Origin of the sequence: Microcoleus sp. B4-C1 (assembly GCF_036705285.1) — a bacterium.
Lineage (GTDB): Bacteria > Cyanobacteriota > Cyanobacteriia > Cyanobacteriales > Microcoleaceae > Microcoleus.
In genome coordinates this window covers 74,353-93,066 of the sequence record NZ_JAUBUC010000013.1, presented here as the reverse complement: position 1 = coordinate 93,066, position 18,714 = coordinate 74,353, and the positions used below count along the sequence as shown (strand labels likewise).

14 protein-coding genes are annotated in these 18,714 nt (G+C 46.5%); 7 read left to right on the top strand and 7 right to left on the bottom strand.

What is annotated here, in order from left to right:
- Positions 1-478 precede the first annotated feature (478 nt).
- Positions 479-7,345, top strand: coding sequence for a CHAT domain-containing protein (locus tag QUB26_RS07875; RefSeq protein WP_445299591.1), 6,867 nt, complete (start codon positions 479-481; stop codon positions 7,343-7,345).
- A gap of 164 nt (positions 7,346-7,509) precedes the next feature.
- The gene (locus tag QUB26_RS07870) at positions 7,510-8,517 is read left to right on the top strand and encodes a tellurite resistance TerB family protein (protein WP_333317387.1); all 1,008 of its coding nucleotides are present in this window, start codon (positions 7,510-7,512) and stop codon (positions 8,515-8,517) included.
- A gap of 286 nt (positions 8,518-8,803) precedes the next feature.
- On the opposite strand, the gene QUB26_RS07865 is transcribed toward QUB26_RS07870, so the two are convergent.
- The 3 genes from QUB26_RS07865 to QUB26_RS07855 form a co-directional block, all read right to left on the bottom strand.
- Entirely contained in the window at positions 8,804-9,370 is a 567-nt protein-coding gene (locus QUB26_RS07865) for an RNA-binding protein (protein ID WP_333234133.1), read from the bottom strand.
- Between the two features lie 986 nt (positions 9,371-10,356).
- On the bottom strand, positions 10,357-10,500 hold the full coding sequence (locus QUB26_RS07860; RefSeq protein ID WP_333238194.1) for a hypothetical protein: 144 nt from the start codon (positions 10,498-10,500) through the stop codon (positions 10,357-10,359).
- Positions 10,501-10,522: 22 nt separating this feature from the next.
- Positions 10,523-13,093 carry a M48 family metalloprotease gene (locus QUB26_RS07855; RefSeq protein ID WP_333317385.1) on the bottom strand — a complete coding sequence of 857 codons (2,571 nt, stop codon included), beginning with the start codon at positions 13,091-13,093 and terminating at the stop codon, positions 10,523-10,525.
- A gap of 306 nt (positions 13,094-13,399) precedes the next feature.
- Here QUB26_RS07855 and QUB26_RS07850 point away from each other — a divergent pair, with 306 nt between their 5' ends.
- The 3 genes from QUB26_RS07850 (at position 13,400) to QUB26_RS07840 (ending at position 14,530) form a co-directional block, all read left to right on the top strand.
- Positions 13,400-13,630: a DUF433 domain-containing protein gene (locus QUB26_RS07850; RefSeq protein WP_333206072.1), complete on the top strand. Its 231-nt coding sequence runs from the start codon at positions 13,400-13,402 to the stop codon at positions 13,628-13,630.
- A 139-nt stretch (positions 13,631-13,769) separates the two neighbouring features.
- The gene (locus QUB26_RS07845; protein ID WP_333238190.1) at positions 13,770-14,120 is read left to right on the top strand and encodes a hypothetical protein; all 351 of its coding nucleotides are present in this window, start codon (positions 13,770-13,772) and stop codon (positions 14,118-14,120) included.
- A complete protein-coding gene (locus QUB26_RS07840) occupies positions 14,117-14,530 on the top strand; it encodes a PIN domain-containing protein (protein ID WP_333238188.1) in 414 nt (137 codons plus the stop codon). Before QUB26_RS07845 ends, QUB26_RS07840 begins: the two co-directional genes overlap by 4 nt.
- A gap of 109 nt (positions 14,531-14,639) precedes the next feature.
- Here QUB26_RS07840 and QUB26_RS07835 read toward each other — a convergent pair whose 3' ends face one another.
- From QUB26_RS07835 to QUB26_RS07825, 3 genes are all read right to left on the bottom strand, one after another.
- Positions 14,640-15,095: a hypothetical protein gene (locus QUB26_RS07835; protein ID WP_333238186.1), complete on the bottom strand. Its 456-nt coding sequence runs from the start codon at positions 15,093-15,095 to the stop codon at positions 14,640-14,642.
- On the bottom strand, positions 15,095-15,319 hold the full coding sequence (locus QUB26_RS07830) for a hypothetical protein (RefSeq protein WP_333026237.1): 225 nt from the start codon (positions 15,317-15,319) through the stop codon (positions 15,095-15,097). Before QUB26_RS07830 ends, QUB26_RS07835 begins: the two co-directional genes overlap by 1 nt.
- A gap of 378 nt (positions 15,320-15,697) precedes the next feature.
- On the bottom strand, positions 15,698-15,967 hold the full coding sequence (locus QUB26_RS07825) for a hypothetical protein (protein ID WP_333238184.1): 270 nt from the start codon (positions 15,965-15,967) through the stop codon (positions 15,698-15,700).
- Positions 15,968-16,386: 419 nt separating this feature from the next.
- Between QUB26_RS07825 and QUB26_RS07820 the strand changes: the two genes are divergently transcribed.
- Both QUB26_RS07820 and QUB26_RS07815 read left to right on the top strand, forming a co-directional pair.
- Positions 16,387-16,557 carry a hypothetical protein gene (locus QUB26_RS07820; protein WP_333238182.1) on the top strand — a complete coding sequence of 57 codons (171 nt, stop codon included), beginning with the start codon at positions 16,387-16,389 and terminating at the stop codon, positions 16,555-16,557.
- Between the two features lie 32 nt (positions 16,558-16,589).
- A complete protein-coding gene (locus QUB26_RS07815) occupies positions 16,590-16,739 on the top strand; it encodes a hypothetical protein (protein WP_333238180.1) in 150 nt (49 codons plus the stop codon).
- 262 nt (positions 16,740-17,001) lie between these two features.
- Here QUB26_RS07815 and prfC read toward each other — a convergent pair whose 3' ends face one another.
- Positions 17,002-18,630: a peptide chain release factor 3 gene (gene prfC, locus QUB26_RS07810; protein WP_333317383.1), complete on the bottom strand. Its 1,629-nt coding sequence runs from the start codon at positions 18,628-18,630 to the stop codon at positions 17,002-17,004.
- Positions 18,631-18,714: the final 84 nt, after the last annotated feature.

Below are 18,714 nucleotides of genomic sequence, written 5' to 3'. Positions count from 1 at the left end.
ATGGTTAAATTCAATGAATTATTAATATTTGGGTGGGGTGGGGGCGGGTTTTTAATATCCGTCGTTGGGTGTCATATATTTCGGTGAACCCGCCCCTACAGGATTGTGATATTATATTTATTGGTTGATGAATTGACGATCGCAATAACCAAAATTCGTAGGGGCGGGTTCGCCAGAATTTTAGTCACCCACAAATAATCTTTATAAACCCGCCCCCACCCAACCAATAACCCGAAATAACATCAATTTAATGGTTAAATTCAATGAATTATTAATATTTGGGTGGGGTGGGGGCGGGTTTTTAATATCCGTCGTTGGGTGTCATATTTTTCGGTGAACCCGCCCCTACAGGATTGTGATATTATATTTATTGGTTGATGAATTTATGAGCATCATAACATCTACTAACAACACCATGAAATCAACACCCAAAAAATCCCGTTTTTTCCTCACCTTCCTCTCATTCACCACCTTAGCAATGTGGGAAATAGGACTTTTCGGCCCATCCCAAACAGCCACAGCCCAAATTACCCCCGCAACCGACGGAACCAATACTCAAATTACTCCCAGCGGCAACCAATTCAACATCAACGGCGGCCAACAATCCGGCGACGGTGCAAATCTCTTTCACAGTTTCCAAGAATTTGGTTTAACTCAAGGGCAAACTGCCAATTTTATATCAAATCCTAATATCCGCAATATTTTAGGGCGAGTTGTCGGCGGCGATGCTTCGCTAATTAACGGATTAATTCAAATAACGGGCGGCAATTCCAATTTATTTTTAATGAATCCGGCGGGGATTGTTTTCGGAACAAATGCCAGTTTGAACGTGCCTGCTGCTTTCACTGCGACTACTGCGACGGGCATCGGTTTTGGCAATAATTGGTTTAGTGCGGGTGGTACTAATAATTATATTCAATTAGTCGGAAGTCCTAATAGTTTTGCTTTTACAAATACGCAACCGGGAGGAATTGTCAATTTAGGCAATTTGGCAGTGGGACAAGGGCAAAATTTAACTTTATTGGGCGGCACGGTTTTGAGTACGGGACAACTTTCTGCACCGGGGGGAAATATTATTGTGGCGGCGGTTCCCGGCGAGAGTTTAGTCAGAATTAGTCAACCGGGAAATCTGTTGAGTTTGGAGATTCAGCCGCAATCTGTAGCGGGCAGTTTGCCTCAAAATTGGGTGTTGCCAGTTGCATCTTTGCCGCAGTTGTTGACTGGTGGCGGGGGAAGTGCAACGGGGGTGACAGTCAACGCTGGAGGGCAAATAGAATTAACAGGTTCTGGTTTGCAGGTAGAGAATGGAGATGTCGCTGCTAAAGAAGTAACTGCGGAGACTGCAACGCTGTCAGCTAATCGCAATTTGACATTAGTTGAAAGTCTGTTGCGTACAACTGGCGATTTAAATTTGCTGGCTAACGATACAGTGCGGGTGCGCGATAGTGTGGCAAATCCGTTTGTGGCTAATGCTGGCGGAAATCTCTACATTCAGGGAAATCAAAGTATCGATCTTTTGGCGCTAAATCATCTTTCGCAAACGCCATTTGTCAGTGGCGGAAATCTGACTTTAGTGAGTGATGGCATCATATCTACAGATGCTCACTTTAGAAGTGGCAGTAACACATCGATTGTTGATTTATCTGGTCAACCTGCAAATTTTATTAGTCTGTACGATCCAATTTTTACGCAGCCTGATGACTATACTTCTGGGGGTTACACGGGTGCATCTCTCAAGGTAGATACAACTTCGGGTACAGGAAACATTACTTTTACTGGAGATATCAATATTACGAGTGCCGATGCAACTTATGCTGGTGCTTCTCCGGGTACAGATGAATTTATTTTGGGTACTTCGCAAGCGGTAATTTTGCGATCGGGTGGCGACATTAAAGTTGGAATTATTGGCTATTCAGGACCAAGCAATACCCAAGGACCTGTAATTATGCAAGCTGCCGGTAACATTCAAACAGGAAGAATTTCGACAATAGGTATGGGAGGTAATACTGGTTATATATCTTTGAATGCAGGGGGAAATATTTCAACTGAAACGCTTAGCACTCAAGTTGATACTGGTGATAACAGTGGCGCTGATATTACTGTGAATGCAGGTGGCAGCTTTACTTTTACTGGAGGAAATGATGTTTGGAGGGATGGTATACTTACTGGCGGCGCTAGTGGAAGCGGTAATATTATCATTCAAGCGAAAAACGATATCACGATCGGCTGTAATTCTGGCTCTTATTGTTTAAGAAGTTCTAAACCTGAACTCAATAGCCCAATAGGTACTAGAAAGAGCGGTAACGTTACTATCATCAGCGAACAGGGTTCTATTATTTTCCAGGGTTCCTCCTCTATACATACGAGTGACTTTCTCGGCATTCCTGGTTCTATAAATTTACAAGCAAAGGGTAATATTACTTTAAATACGATATTATCATTAAATTATGGCCCTGCACAATCTGATGGTGGAAATATCACTATCACTAGCCTAAATGGCAATATTGAGATTGGAAACATCGAGAGTTCTTCAAACAACGGTAATAAAGGTGGCAATATTACTATGTCTACCAGTGGAAATATTAAAATAGGTGATGTATTAAACTCTGGTAGATTGCAAGGTGGGAGTATGAATTTTACTAGCACTAATGGCAGCATCACTACAGGCATATTAAACTCAACTGGCTCTCAGGTAGGACCCGGGACAATTTTGATTAACGTCAACTCGGAAAATGGAGGCTCGATTATCTTAAATGCAGCTCGCGATATTACCACAGGCAACCTCTATGTTGAGGCGAAGCAAAACGGTGGCCCGATCGCACTTACGAGTAATGCAGGTTCCATAAATACCGGAACGCTCAATGTCACGGGCGCGAGCGCTGCTGGCAATATTACCATTCAAGCCAACACCGGCATCACAACACCGACAACAGGAACCGCGATCGCGGGTACTTCTAGTAACGGCAACGGTAGCAACGTTACTTTATCTACTGTCAGCGGTGACATTAATATAGGTGGCGTGTCAGTATCGGGAATCCAGGGCGGAAATCTTAACTTTACTAACAGCAACGGTACAATTAACATCGGAACGATCGATGTCACGGGCGCGAGCGCTGCTGGCAATATTACCATTCAAGCCAGCACCGGCATCACAACACCGACAACAGGAACCGCGATCGCGGGTACTTCTAGTAAGGGCAACGGTAGCAATGTTACTTTATCTACTGCCAGCGGTGACATTAATATAGGCGATGTATTAGTATCGGGGATACAGGGTGGAAGTCTGAAATTTACTAATAGTAATGGCAATATCAATACAGGTCAGCTATTGACAAGTTATGACGGTTCATCTCCCGATCTTAAAACTAATATAGGCGGCAATGTTAATCTCAATGCTGCGGGAAATATTACTACCAGCGCCATCCGGGCGATCGGCAATCAAGACGGCGGCTCAATAACCTTCAAAAGCGGCGGGGCGATCGACACTACGACAGGAATCATCAATGCGATCGGCGGCAACAACGGCGGCAATATTTCCCTCGAAGCCGCAACCAACATCAGTACGGCAGGAATTGGTAGCGCCCTATTATTAAGCGGGTTCAATGCCAATAGTGGCAATCTTCGCATTCAAAGCGGCGGTAATATCGACACAACAGCAGGCCCAATTATTACCGCTGCGGCAAATGGTAAGGGCGGAGGAATCACCATAAATGCTGGCGGAACAGTTTCGACATCTGATATTAATTCCCGTACTTTCGCTCCCAGTATTACTGTGACTGGTGGCAATATTGATGTCAAGGCAAATGACTCTATTACTGCTAAGGGAAATATCGAAACCAACCGCAATAACATTACTTTTAACGCTCCGGTAACATTAGGTGATAACCTGTCGGTAAAAATTTTAGAAACTGGCGATATTACTTTTCAGTCTACAGTTGACGGGCCTTACAGTCTGACTGTTCAACCCGATGCGGGCAGTGTTGATTTTGGCGATGCTGTGGGCAGTGTCTCTCCCCTCACCAGCGTCAATATTCAAGATGATATCCCCGAAAGTTCCGGTGCAATTAACATTATTACTACGAATAATATTACCGCCAAAAATATTACCTCACCCGCCGGAATTTCTTTGTTTAGTGAGAACGGAGAAATCACCACTAAAAATCTTGATGCGACTTCTCCTAACAATGGCGGCAATATCGCTTTGAATGCTGGAACTAATATTGCTGCGGGCGATATCAATACCTCGTCTGCTGGTGATGGCGGCAGTATCTTGCTCGACGCTACCGGAAGTATTAATGTTGGTAAAATTGACTCTTCGGCGCAGGGGAATGCAGGGAATGTTACGGCTTATAACCGCAGCACTTCTGGCAATATTACTGTGAGTCAAATTGATGCTCAGAGTCAGGGCAGCGGTATCGGTGGAAATGTGGAGATTCTGATGGGAATGTTTTTTCGATCGCTAAATTCGTTCACAGACAGAAACGGCATCAATGCTAGCATTTCTACCGCTGGAAGTCCTGGAGATAGCAGCGGCGGTACTATAATTATCCGCCACGGAGGCGCAGGATTAACGCCGTTTATTGTCGGTGATTCTGCCACAAATGGAACGGCGGGTGCAATTACTAGGGGAAATTCTAATCCTATTCAAACAATTTTGCGGGATAACTCCTATCTTTATACTCACAGACAGGATGTCGATCGCATTCAAATTATCTCCGTGCCGCCGCCAATAGTTGCACCGACACCCGCAGCTACTCCAACGCCGGCAGCTACTCCAACACCCGCACCCACACCAGCAGCTACTCCAACGCCTGCACCCACACCAGCAGCTACTCCCACGCCCGCGCCCGCACCAGCAGCTACTCCCACGCCCGCGCCCGCACCAGCAGCTACTCCAACACCCGCACCCACAGCCACAGCTACTCCAACACCCGCACCCACAGCCGCAGCTACTCCAGCGCCTTCCCCAACACCGACTCCAGCGCCCGTAAGCACACCCTCACCGCAACTCCCACCGCGTTTACCCGTCGCGCCTTCGGCAACACCCGAAAGCTCGATCGCACCTGCCCCAACACCCGAAAGCTCGATCGCACCTTTTCCAATTTCCCAAATATTTATCGCACCTGCCCCAATTCCCGAAAGCTCGATCGCACCTTCGGCAACACCCGATCCGATACCTGGTTTTCCCATCGACTTCCGACTACCTGAATTGCCCGGTTCATTCGTACTGCCACCCCGCGCGCGCCCCACACAGCCCTCGACGCCCACAACCCCAAACGCTGCTGCCCGCATAGCTTCTACACCTACCCTTCCCTCGGTTTCCCAAATCCTCTCCTCCCTCGCTTCTCAACCTGCGATCGCCTCCCAACCTCCAAACGCGCCAAATCCCGCGCCCGCAGCCCCTCTTGCCCCTGTAACCCAGCCTGTAACTCAGATTCAGCCAGCACCTGCAAGTGCGATCGTACCTGCGCCTACAAGTGCGATCGTACCCGCGCCCGCTGTCAGCCCAAGCCAAACTCCCCAACAGGAGTTAGCTTTTTTAATTGGCGATTTATTGGGAGCACAAACCTCGATCGACCAAAATACTGAAACGGGAAATACCGAATTAGATTGGAAGCGTAACAACGAAACAATTATCTCCCTAGAACTTCCTTACTCCCCGTCAGTTAACACGATTGCGGGAGCCGAAGCAAATAACCTGATTTCTACACAGACATCTACTGACAATTTAACTGTTTCAGTCGCAGAAACTCCGCCGGAAATAATTGTGCAAACTCCTAGTTTACCGATTGCTAATTCTGAACCCTTTGATGTCAATCTTTCTGATCTTTGGGAGAGAATAGCTGCAATAAATACAGCGCCAGTTCAAGATTCACCGAGTATTACTCCAGCGCCCGCACCAATTCCCGCACCAACTCCAATTCCCGCACCAACTCCAATTCCCGCACCAATTCCCGCCCCCGCACCAATTCCCGAACCAACTCCCACTCCCCCTCCGATCGCAGAAAATCCCCCACCTGCAGATATTCCAAATCTCTTTCCCTCACAAATTAGCCGATCGCTCGTCGAACAAACTTTAGACCAAGGCAATGCTAACGATGCTGTTGCTCTAATTGACCAACTCTTTGAACAAGACTACGAAAATTATTATGGGGAAAACTTTACCGATAAAAAAATCAACGTTCAATATCTGAGAGAAACTCTGAAAACAATTAAGGAGGAAACCGGGAAGCAAGCTGTAATTGTTTACGCGATCGTCCGTCTCGAAGAATTATCCCTAGTGTTAGTAGTTCCAGACGGCCCTCCGATTCTCAAAAATATTCCTGTCTCTAACGCAGTTTTGCTGGGAAAAGTGGCAGAATTTCATCGCTATTTGGGTCAATCGAATAATTCGCAAAGTGAAGAATATTTGCCCATTTCTCAGCAACTTTACCAGTGGTTAATTGCGCCGATTAGTTCAAATTTAGAAGCATTAAATATAGATACGCTAGTGTTTTCGTTCGATGCCGGTTTGCGCCAACTGCCGCTAGCAGCTTTGCACGACGGCAAGCAATTTCTGGTAGAAAAGTACAGTGTAGGCTCACTTCCTAGTGTCAGCTTGACTAACACCAATTATCAAAGTTTGCAAAACGCTCAAGTTTTAGCGATGGGTGCTTCCCAATTTCCCCACACTGATAAACCTGCTTTGCCTGCGGTGCCGATCGAATTATCTGCGATCGCCGGGAGGAGAACAGAAACGCAAAATCAAGCAGCATTTCCCTTGTGGCAAGGCCGCTCTTTTCTCAATCAAGACTTTACCCTGGAAAACCTGAGAAAACAGCGAGAACAACAGGCATTTGGAATCGTTCACTTAGCTACTCACGCCAGTTTTCCTCAAAGGGAAAATGGAAGAAAAGAAGCTGAGATTGATTTGTGGGACAGCTCTTTGGCGCTAGATGAATTTAGGTTGGCGAAGTGGTACAATCGCAGACAAGTCGAGTTATTAGTGCTGAGTGCGTGCGAAACTGCGATCGGTGACAGTACAGCAGCAGAAATGGGTTTTGCTGGACTGGCCGTCCGCAGCGGTGTAAAATCAGCTTTGGCGAGTTTGTGGAAAGTTAATGATATCGGCACTTTAGCCCTGATGACCGAGTTTTATGGCAATTTGCGATCGGCCCCAATTAAAGCTGAAGCGCTCAGAAAAGCTCAACTGGCAATGATCCACAAACAAATTTTAATTAAAAACGGTCAATTGCGGGGGACTGAAGGCGCGATCGACATTAATCAAGCCACACAAGTAGCCAATGCAGATTTCTCTCACCCCAAGTTTTGGGCCGGATTCACAATAATTGGCAGTCCTTGGTAAGTTAATTGGAGATTTGATATTCACCAGTGGTAAGGTGTAAGGCTAGACGCACCCTACATTGACTGGCGGGATTTTGCAAAAAGTAAATGTATCCCTGACTACTATCTTTTTATGCCATAAATTTGCTATGAATAGCAAAACTAAACACTAGCGGGGCAAAACCTGTGGCAAAGTTTGATAAAATATTCAATTCAGAAGACCAATCCGAAGCAAGCTTGACTTTAGAAGAATCCGTAGCAGCGGTAGCATTTGTGGCAGCGGAGGCAAATTCCCCTGACACGGATGCTGATATCTTAGAAAGCATACTTTGGGAATCAGAAATATTTGCTGAATACTCGGAAGATGATATGTCAGCAATGTTTCAAAGACTCGCTGGTATTGTCGCCCAAGACGGTTTAGGAGCATTATTTAATACTGCTTGCGAATCTATGCCAGATGAGTTAGTTTTGGATACTTTTGCCATAACCGCAGCAATGTTTGTCGCAGATGGCGAAATAGCTCAGAAGCATCAGGCTTTTCTTCAGGAATTCCAGCAAGCATTAGGTGTGGAAGACGAGGAAGCTGCAGAAATTATTGAGGATGTAATTGCTGCTTACTCGGAAGTAGAGGGCGAAGAGTCTGATTTCGATGCGGCATGGTACGTATCTCCTGAAGGCAATTTTAGCGTTCCCATTCCAGTTGACGAGGAACGAGGCGGTAAAATTGATGAGCAAGAAAGCTGTGTCGCATTTTCTGACGACTTTGGCGTTTTGCTGAAAATTGATTATTTCCCTGTTGCTGGTGAAGTGGAAGAAACAATCGAGTCGGTTGGCGAGGAAGGTTATCTCAAGTCTTTTCTCGACAATTTTGTTTCTCAGGCAATTCTTGCTAATGTTGCCAATTCTAAGTTACTCCACGCAGAATATTTAGAAGATGAAGAAGCTTATTTCGTGGTTTTAGATTTGCCTGCGGGTGCAACTATCAGCGTGCAAGAAAACGATCGCCCTCTGACTCGGTTGGATGCTTACCGGGGACTTATGGCTTTTATTGCTGACGATTTTTGCTACACCGTAAGCTGTCAGCGAATTTATCAGGAGGGGGATGAATTGGGTTCCCTGGAGTCTGAAGTTGAGGGAATTATGAACAAGATTTTTGAGTTTATTGAGACAATCGAATTCGGGCCGATCGAATAAAGAGGACTTATACCTTTTTCGATTAAAGAATTGGGACTGGTGCGATCGATTGACCGTAAGAACCCGGCCGGGGCGGGTTTTTGAGATTGTCAATTATTGGCGGGTATTGTTGGTGAACCCGCCCCTACCATATTAATGGTAATTGATAGGACATGATATTACAGGTTTTTTTGCAATAAAATAGTGCGATCGACAACAGGGTTATTTGACCCATTCTCGATCGCACTTCCAGATACATTCAGTCAACCACAGTCGGGAGACAGCAGCAATTAGCCGCCATTTGCGACTAATTAGTAGTCTGAGCTTCCACCAATCTTTGCTTGAGTTCTTCCAAAGCACTCGCCCAGCGCGGATCTGGCTGCACCGAGCCGGAATCAGGGCTCGACACAGTTGCTGCTGACTGATTGCGGCGAGACTTGTTGTTGTCACCCCGACGGCGATTGCTTTTGCTGGAACCGCCTCCACCTTGGCTAGGGGGAGCTGACGAGCGCTGCTGTTGCTGCGGCGCAGGCACAGGCATTGGAACAGACGCCGATGCCGACACCAACTGCGGTGACTGCGGCGACTGCTGTTGATCGTCTTCGCCCTTCTCAGATTTACCCTTAGAGCGGGGCAATGCCTTCTCTATTTTCAGCGGGTTTTCTTTGAACATCAAGCCGTTATATTTCTCAATAACTTGGTCGGCTTGTTCGTCGGTTAGCACCGTCACAAAACCAAATCCTCGGCATTTTCCAGTTTTGCGGTCTGTAATTACCTTGGTGGTAACAGATTCGCCCTCCGGTGCAAAAACTTCTTGCAATTCTTGGCGATCGAGTTCCTTGGGTAGATTGCCAACATAAAGACGAATAGACATGAAAAATTCCTCCCGACTTGGATTTTAATTAATTTGCTCGAACAGAATTACCTGAAGTCAACTGAATATTGACTTCAGGCAAACACCACATAACCGGAGAATTGGCGCATTCCTCCCACCAACCTTGACAGCTCCCCCCACCTTTTAGAACAAAAAGATGATTTACTCTGATAAGGCCGGAACTTAACCGCCGATGCAGAGAGCTTTTAAATCTCAGGTTGTTGTGTAAACTTTTAGTCATCACTCAAATGTTTAGGCTATTGGCTATTCTGTATTACTTGCTTCCGGTTTTGATTCAGAATGTTTATAGCCAGCGCCGTCTAGAAATTTATGTCCAAGGATGTCAATTGTAAGCGATCGGAATGCCAGTATTCAGTTTAATACAGTGATGGATAAAATGGCTAACATTTTTTCAGCCAGTAATCTTACCTCGATCCTAATCTCGCTCCTAATGCTGAGAACTACTCATTTACCCACTATCCCTTAAATCCGGCCCGGCAGAGTCCGAGCATTCTTTAAAGGTATCACAGCCTTGGTAACAGAGCTAGTTATTTAGGAAGATTTCAGTCTGTATTTAACGGAAACCACATCTGAATCACTTTTGAGAATTCATCCCGCACAGCAAAAATAGCGATCGAAAAAAAACAGCCGACAAGCGGCTGGCTGTACTTGCTGTGTTGGGATGTTGACAATTTTTACGCAATGCCTTAAGGGATTTTAGCCAACTGAAGTTATCGCGCTGTTTGATTCAATCCAATTTATGTAAACTAATGTAACAGACTGCGGGCAAAAAAGCAACTTTTCTTTACGAGGGAAGAGGCAAGAAGGAAGAAGACTGTAGGCATTAGTGTCAACTTAAGGCTGAAACCCCTGAGAAATCTCGCTTTTACCTAAGTCTAGATCCCCCTAAATCCCCCTTAAGAAGGGGGACTTTGAGGATATTTCTTGTCCCCCCCTTATTAAGGGGGGCTAGGGGGGATCGAGCCCTAATCGTCAAACAGCATACCGGTACTACGTTTGACGTTACGTTGACACCAATCAATAGTAGACAGCGCCACCAGCACCAAGAACATCGCCCCTCCGCTGTTTAACTCAAAACCGATCGAGGATGCGCGTGGTTGGCGACTCACGCCACAATCCGATCGCCATTCCTCACCTTGGGCCCTGGATAATAATGTATGCGCCCCAAAAAGCAGCAGCAAAGGCCAAAACCGCAGACCAAATCGGATGTCCGCTGTCACTAACCCTCCCTCCTTGACTGCGGAGACTTTCAAGGTCGATCGCCACAGTAGCACCCCGGCGCAGCCAACCAGTCGCCACAACAGATGTTCCGATCAAATCGCTAGGGCGAGTAGTCTCTTTGAACAAAAATGGCCACAAAGAGCCAATGTAGCCAAACCTCGAAACATAGTGCAACCTCACCAAACCCGTCGCCGTTTGCAAAATCAAATCTTGTCCCAGCCAATTACTCATACCCGATCGACCCAAAAGTTGCCCTTCCAGCCGCACCGGTTCAGCATCCAGTGGCAAACTCTCGGGATTTGACAAAATTTCCGGCAAACTCGGCGAAGCGGTTTCTCGCGGTATAATATCCGGGAAGAAATAATTGATCCGCATCAAAGTACCGATGCTAAATCCGATCGGCAAACAGCCCCAAATAATCGATTGATCGCCCCAAAGCCAATCCAACTGCCAGATACTCGTCCTCGAAAAAATCCAGCCAATCAGCCACAGCACGCCGACTATCGCCAAACTCATCGGAATTCCAAAAAACGGCGCACCCTGTAAAAATAGTTTTGAATCTTTAAATTCGAGTATTGACTTAAACAGAGACAATTTTCCTTTCCTGGGTTGTTCTTGCACTCCCGCGTTTGCCAAATCTAACTCTGTCTCCAGTTGCCAAAATTGAGCATAAAGAGCCAACAGCTTCAAACGCTCTCCCAGCAAAGGATGCGCGCGGTTAACCGTCAACCAGTTGCGCTCCCGATTGCTGACATCCCACAGCAAAATCTGTTCCAGCGGCGCGTGTAATGCAGCAGAACCAAGGCTTACAGCTTGTCCAACACCTACAGGTAACAATAGATCGAAACTTTCCAGGAAAAAGCTAGTTTGTTTTTGCTGTTCGATATTATCAGCAATGCCGATCGCAATTTTAGCCAGTGCCCGCGTCAAACCGTTAGGATTGCCCGTAATTTCTGCAGCAGTACGATCGCTAAAATACACTCTGCGGCGCGACACCCACAACATCGGCCAGCGCAACAACTTATAAATCCCGTAACTAATAGCAGAAATTGCAGCCGCCACAAATTTGACAGCAGAACGCAAAAACTCGATCGTCATTAAATCACACAACCGCTCTTGCCAGTGCGCCACCTGCCAATAAATCAAGTAAGGAATCTGAATCACCAGCAGCGCCAGCGACATCGGCGCAAAATCCCAGTGAGAGATATGGCCCAACTCCCGCGCGAAAATAGCAGCAATTTCATCATCCGTCAACTGTTCCAACAGCCCCCGACTCACAGCAATCCGAGCAAAACGGGGCAAACCGCCGTAACTGAAAGCTACAGGAACATTCAGCGGCAAGAGTTTCAGCACCGGCACGGGCATATTTTGCTTCGTACAAAAACTTCGCAGTACCCGACTAGCTTCCTTGCTGTGCTTGGATAAAACTGACCCGCGCAGGGTTTCGATGCCGCAAAACAGTTTCAGCAGCGCGTCTATCAGCCACGGAGACGAGGCCAAAAGCAATCCAAAAACCATCTGAACAAACGGAGTTGGATCTCGGTAAAAAAGCTGAATCGGCGCGAAAATAGGCAGTCTACTGAATATGTAAAGCTGAACCAACAGAGAATTAGTGTTTGTCAGCAGGAATTGCAGGATAAACCGGGCTAGGAAAAATAGGGCGATCGCACTTGCAACGGCTTGCAGCCGAAACTCCAGCAACTTCAGCGGTTTGAGGGGGCGCGGGCTTTTCGCGCGGCCTGCTTCGCGCCAAGTGAGTTGGTAAGTATCTGGGCTGGCGACTCCGGGGATATCTGTTGGGGAAGCGGAACTATTTTCGCCGCTAATTTCTGTATCGGGTGCAGTTTCTGTAGGGGCGGTGCCCCCGTGCCCGCCCTCTGATGTCGGGCGAATCGGCGGTATGGGGGGTGGAGGTGGCGGGGAAATATGTTGCGATTTGGTGTTTTCTGGCTCTACAGCCTGCTCTAAAGGTAAAAATCCTGTTTTTTTATCTACGGTAGGTCGATCGCCCCCAATCGTTTTTTTCGGCGATTTTGTTCCGGCATCAAAGGCGACAAAGCCTGTTTCGCGGGGAGTTTCTGCGGATTTTGGTTTATTTGCCGGTGGTTTTGGGGGGCGAGGGGGGGTTAATTCTTTTAAAGTGCGATCGGCCCAAGTTTTGACTTGAGAGTTAGGACTTTTGGCGAGGGAAGAGCACAGGGCGATCGCCTTTTTCAGATTACCGGTTGCTTTGTACGCACCCACTAACCCCATTTGCGCGCGGATTCCCCACGGCCCATTAGCTGCGGTTTGGGTAACGGATTCTAAAAGGGCGATCGCGGTGGGGTAATCCTGCTGTTTCAAAGCTGCTAGCCCTGCCTCTAGAGACTTTTTTGCAGATGAATCCGCCGGATTTGGATTAGTGGGAGGTGCCATGACTGTGCTTTCGCTAGCGTCCTTTCTAAGATAGCTTGGCTGGTCGATCGATAACTGTTCTAACACAGCTCTATTTTGCTGTCATTAGTTGCAACTTTTGCCGCCAGGTACTTAAATAATTTCACTAAAATTATTTGTTTCTGAGATATTGCACAATCGCCACGATCCGACAGGGGTTTAAACCCCTGCCTCAAAGCTAAAGTCCTCTAAAAGAGGACTGAAGAATTATGCCAATTTGTGGTTAAATACTTCCTTGCTCTTTTAGTCTCGCGTTGCGCGGACTTTGTTTGACAAGAAGCGATTTCAATCGCCAGGTTTTAATCTCTATTTTTTGATGCTAAAATTGAAAACAGTAGCTAAAGGAAAAATGCCATGTCAGACCAAGACATCGCTAAGATAATTACTATCGAACCGGGTAAGCGAGGTGGTAAACCTTGTATTCGAGGTATGAGAATTACGGTTTATGACGTGTTGGAATATCTCGCTTCTGGGATGACTTATCAAGAAATCCTAGAGGATTTTCCCTATCTCACGCAACAGGATATTTTAGCTTGCTTGAGTTTCGCAGCTAAACGAGAACAGTTTATGTTAGTTGTTGGGTGATGAAACTACTAAAGAAACCGGGTTTTTGCCCGAATCTACGCATCACAACCAAGAATTATCGAAAAAACCCGGTTTCTGGCCACCCGCGCGTAAGCCCTAAATTTGCTAAAATAGACCCAGAAAATATCAAAATATAAATATGAACGAATCCCAAATACCGCAAATTCCTTGGCTGCCATTAAGCCGAGAAGCCCACAAACTATCAGTTACCGACAGATTAGCTCTAGTCAACGCGATTGTTGAGTCCATCAGACAGGAACTCAGACCCCGCCAACCTCTGCTGGATGATTTTGTGGAACCCGTGACTGGGCTTGCAAAAACTGATACACCAATCCCAACAGATGCCGAAGTTAAAATTAGATTGCGGCCCGATCGCAAAGGTGCGGCAAAGCGACTCAGAGGGCTAGCAAAAACCGATACGCCACCTCCAACAGATGCGGAAGTTGCAGTCATGTTAGAAGAGCGTTTGGTGGAGAAATACCTCAAATGAAGGTATTAATAGACACCAACATTATCCTCGATAGTTTGCTAGAACGAGAACCGTTTGTAGAAGAGGCTGATGCTTTATTTGAGGCGATCGAAAATGAGCAAATTGACGGATATGTAACAGCAACAACCTTAACAAATATCTTCTACATTGTCAGAAGGCAAACTCGCAGCCTCGATCGCGCTAGGCAAGCTATTGCTGAAACACTAGCCTTAATGAAAGTATCTGCCGTCGATCGCCACGTTTTGGAAATAGCATTTGCATCTAATTTAACCGATTTTGAAGATGCCGTGCAGTTAGCTTGTGCGCTGTCAGATAACTTGGAGGCGATCGTAACCCGCGATGCAGGAGATTTTGCTGGTGCCACCTTACCAATTCTATCACCTAAAGAGTTATTAAAACGTTTGGAATAAGATTAATAGGACTTACGCACTCCGACAAAGAAACCGGGTTTTTGGCCGAATCTGCGAATCACAACGCCTCTTCTCGTAAAAACCCGGTTTCTGGCCCCATGCGTAAGCCCTAAGACTTGATACCTGACGGCGCATAATTCTTGCCCTGTTCCGATTCCAGGTATTGCTTGTAAGCCACCTCATCGCCACCAAAAGAATCGATCGATACCTGTCGTTGCGGCATCGGTTTCAGAGGAGCATCGATCGGGCTATACCGACAGTAACACATCACAATTACGTCATACTCGCTCATCGGAGTTGGAATATCAGGCGTATATGTTTGCACCCGCACAACTTCCCAATCACTCACCCGATAATGAGTATTGTGCGCGTGCTCGTTTGGATCGTGTTCTGACTCCACCCGCACAAATTCTACAGGGCGATATCCCGGTTCAGGAATCGGTTCGTTAGAAGAGTCCCAGTTTTCTGCAATGATAAAAGTTAGAGCTTGGCTGTGTTGGAGTTTTCTCTGTCTCCAGCCTTCATCTTCACCTGACTCAGCTTGAAAAACAATGTATTTTTGCATTACTCTTCCTCCTTTTCTTCGAGATAGTTGGGAAATTCTGTTTTCCCTTTGAACACGCAATCAACTTCAAAAATGTACTTATTTTCGATTTCCTCAATGTCGATCAGTTTCCAGCCATACTTCTTTTGCATATCCCGGCATTTCTGCGGGTTGGTGGCGCTATGTCGAGAAATATCCCTATCTGAATCGTAGCGCAGCCACCTATTTGGATCGTTATTTGTCATTATTGATATAGCTCCTGTGTTGGCTCTACAACATTGGAGAAGTCGTCTTGGCTCGGTGTTTGCAGCACTGTGTCAAGGCGCATCTTTAGAGTTGATTTATTTTATGATAATGCCAAATCATGCTTTAATACCCTCTTTATTCCAAGGCTTTCACTGTTGTAGGATTGACGGACTCCAACCAAAGAAACCGGGTTTTTGGCCGAATCTGCGAATCACAACCAACTATTCTCGTAAAAACCCGGTTTCTAGCCACCCATGCGTCATTCCTCAAAGAAACCGGGTTTTTGGTCGAATCTGTGCCTCACAACGCAGTATTCAAGGGAAAAACCCGGTTTCTGGCCCCTGTGCGTAAGCCCTAAAAAAACTTAACCTTGCAGCTTACCGCCCAGATTTTCTCGGCGATATACCCTCAGCCCGCTTCCGACGGATCAGCACGCTCATCACCTGCTTCGGATTAGCGGCACGCTGTACGGGACTCCAATCGCCCACTTCTGCAAATCCCAGCCGGTACAAAGTGAGAATGGTTTCCCGGACACCTTTGGGCGAACCGACAACCGTTAACAGCACCACTTCCTGTTCCGATACTGCTGCTGAGTCGTCATTTGGGCATTGGGATTTGTTGTCGTCAGGCACGAATTCCTGTGACATAATATGTTCTCCTGGTTTTGGGTTTTCTAGAAAAACCCAAAAACCCAGCCGCCCCGCATTTCAACACATAGCAGGGCGGCTACAGAGGATGTTAAGATACTCCGTTAGCCTCCAGACTGCTAGTCCCAGTTTGGCGGTTATGCTGTCCATTGCTGTTACCAGCAGCTTTGGGCAGTGCAACTAGATTTTTGGGTGACGCGGGCTGCCTCCTCTACAAGCAAGCAACCTCTCACTTCAAAGCGTAGCCGCAGAGGGGGCCAGCCGTCAACCGATTTTAGATTTTAGATTGACTCCTTACCAGCGTCAGCGGCTGGAAACCAGTTACTTGGAGAGATTTGGCGATCGGGCTTCTGATTTTATTGTGGTGCCGGTAATTTAGAATAGTTATAATATTAAAAATTAATTCAAGAAGTGCCATAATGAAACGGCCAATAAAATCTCAACAACGTTCATTTCACGAAACCGCTACCCCAACAGAATGGTCAATAGCATTTCTGGAATGGATTAACAGTCATCGTACCCTCAACCTTCCTATTCTTTCAGATGAAGCGATTAGCCGAGAAAGCATTTATGAAGACAGAGGATGCTGATGCTTTATTTGAAGCGATCGAAAACCAGGAAAATGAGCTACACGCATTTGAATGAACTGCTGGAAACTTTAGATATTCTCAATGATACAGAATTTGTTACCAAACTGCGCCCAAGCATCAACCAAGCACGCCAAGGCGAAACTATTTCCTGGGAAAATGCCAAAGCCAAATTAGGGCTATGAATCACGAAGATTCAGGACACGGCGCCCTGTCCATTTGTATCAACTTAAGCTGCGAACGTACTCATAGACGGCTGCTTTTCTCCGAGGCCAGATCCCCCCTAGCCCCCCTTAATAAGGGACAAGATTCCGATTCCGATAAAAGTCCCCCTTCTTAAGGGGGATTTAGGGGGATCTGGCCTCAGTTATAAACGAGAGATAAAAAAGTTTTCAGGCGATTGTTGACACATATCAACTATTCCGCGTCCCTACAAACCAATCATTATCACTCCTCGCTAACAGCTAAACCAGAAACCACAGGGGCGATCGCATTTAACTTCAAAACAGGGTGCTCCCCTTCCACCTGTCGGCAATTCCACTCATTTCTAAACAGCAAAACCGGCCTTCCCCAAGTATCTTTCACCGTCACCGTATTAAACAGCCGCCCAACTTTTTCCAGCGCCTCCCAACCGCCGTCAACCCAGCGAGCTACACTGTAAGGCAACATATCGATCGTCGTTTCCACATTATATTCCGACTGCATTCTGAACTGCACAACTTCAAATTGCAACTGTCCGACAGCAGCCAAAATTGGCTCGCGTTTCGCCTCATCAACCGAGTACATAATTTGCACTGCGCCTTCTTCCTGCAACTCAGAAACGCCTTTGCGGAACTGCTTAAACTTAGAAGGATTGGGATTTCTCAAAAAAGCAAAAAGTTCGGGAGAAAAACAGGGAATCCCTTCATATTCCAGTTTTTGCCCAGTGTAAATAGTATCCCCGATCGCAAATACTCCCGGATTGTTCAAACCGATCACATCCCCCGGATACGCAACCTCGATCGACTCACGATCCTGAGCAAATAACTTTTGAGGCCTTGACAAACGCACCGTTTTACCACTGCGAGCGTGAGTCACGTTCATGTCCTTTTCAAACTTGCCTGTACAAACCCGAATAAACGCCACGCGATCGCGATGTCTTGGGTCCATATTCGCTTGCAATTTGAACACAAACCCGGTAAAATCTTCATAAGTTGGCGGCAAGTCTCCGGCGCTGCTCTTGCGGGCGATCGGCTTCATAGCGTAATCTAAAAACGCATCTAAAAACAGTTCGACCCCAAAATTGCTCATCGCGCTGCCAAAGAAAACAGGCGTCATTTTTCCAGCCCGAACCAAGTCTAAATCGAGTTCAGTTCCTAACTCATCCAGCAGTTCTAACTCTTCTTTGAGCTGATAGTAAAGGTCTTGTTCCAACAAATCTTCAATGCGCGGATCGCCCAATTCGATGACAGTATCAACAGCAGCGCGAGAACCGTGTTTAGTCCGCTCGAATAGGTGAATCTTCTGCCCTCTGCGATCGAAAACACCTTTAAAGCGATCGCCCGTACCTATCGGCCAATTTACCGGATAAGTCTGCAACCCCAATTCCTTCTCAATTTCGTCCAACAAATCCAAAGGTTCTCGACTAGGGCGATCGAGCTTATTAAAGAAAGTAAAAATAGGCAAACTTCGCAGCTTACAAACTTCAAATAACTTCCGAGTTTGCGGTTCCAAACCCTTAGCAGCATCCTCAAGCATCACCGCATTGTCAGCCGCCGCCAGAGTGCGATAAGTATCTTCACTAAAATCTTGGTGTCCCGGAGTATCAAGCAGATTAATGTGATATTTTTTATACTCAAACTGCAAAACAGTAGAAGTAATAGAAATTCCCCGCTGCTGTTCCATCGCCATCCAGTCAGAGGTAGCGTGTCGCTGAGCCCGCCGCGCTTTCACAGAACCTGCTTCGTGAATTGCACCTCCGTACAGCAGCAGCTTTTCTGTCAAAGTAGTTTTTCCCGCGTCAGGGTGCGAGATAATAGCAAAGTTGCGCCGGCGCTCAACAGCAGTTAGCAGTTCAGTTTCGAGTTCTGTTGTCATCACAAATTAGGTAGGGGAATCATCACCCGATCGCCATTATAGCCTGTGCTACAGTTGCTATTAAAGGTAAAATTATCAATAAAG

Excerpts from the sequence above, each read along its gene's own strand:
- QUB26_RS07835 (WP_333238186.1), bottom strand. The coding sequence starts at position 15,095 with ATGCAAAAATACATTGTTTTTCAAGCTGAGTCAGGTGAAGATGAAGGC.
- prfC (WP_333317383.1), bottom strand. The coding sequence starts at position 18,630 with ATGACAACAGAACTCGAAACTGAACTGCTAACTGCTGTTGAGCGCCGG.
- QUB26_RS07845 (WP_333238190.1), top strand. The coding sequence starts at position 13,770 with ATGAACGAATCCCAAATACCGCAAATTCCTTGGCTGCCATTAAGCCGA.
- QUB26_RS07865 (WP_333234133.1), bottom strand. The coding sequence starts at position 9,370 with ATGTCTATTCGTCTTTATGTTGGCAATCTACCCAAGGAACTCGATCGC.
- QUB26_RS07850 (WP_333206072.1), top strand. The coding sequence starts at position 13,400 with ATGTCAGACCAAGACATCGCTAAGATAATTACTATCGAACCGGGTAAG.
- QUB26_RS07830 (WP_333026237.1), bottom strand. The coding sequence starts at position 15,319 with ATGACAAATAACGATCCAAATAGGTGGCTGCGCTACGATTCAGATAGG.
- QUB26_RS07840 (WP_333238188.1), top strand. The coding sequence starts at position 14,117 with ATGAAGGTATTAATAGACACCAACATTATCCTCGATAGTTTGCTAGAA.
- QUB26_RS07875 (WP_445299591.1), top strand. The coding sequence starts at position 479 with ATGTGGGAAATAGGACTTTTCGGCCCATCCCAAACAGCCACAGCCCAA.
- QUB26_RS07815 (WP_333238180.1), top strand. The coding sequence starts at position 16,590 with ATGAGCTACACGCATTTGAATGAACTGCTGGAAACTTTAGATATTCTC.
- QUB26_RS07820 (WP_333238182.1), top strand. The coding sequence starts at position 16,387 with ATGAAACGGCCAATAAAATCTCAACAACGTTCATTTCACGAAACCGCT.
- QUB26_RS07825 (WP_333238184.1), bottom strand. The coding sequence starts at position 15,967 with ATGTCACAGGAATTCGTGCCTGACGACAACAAATCCCAATGCCCAAAT.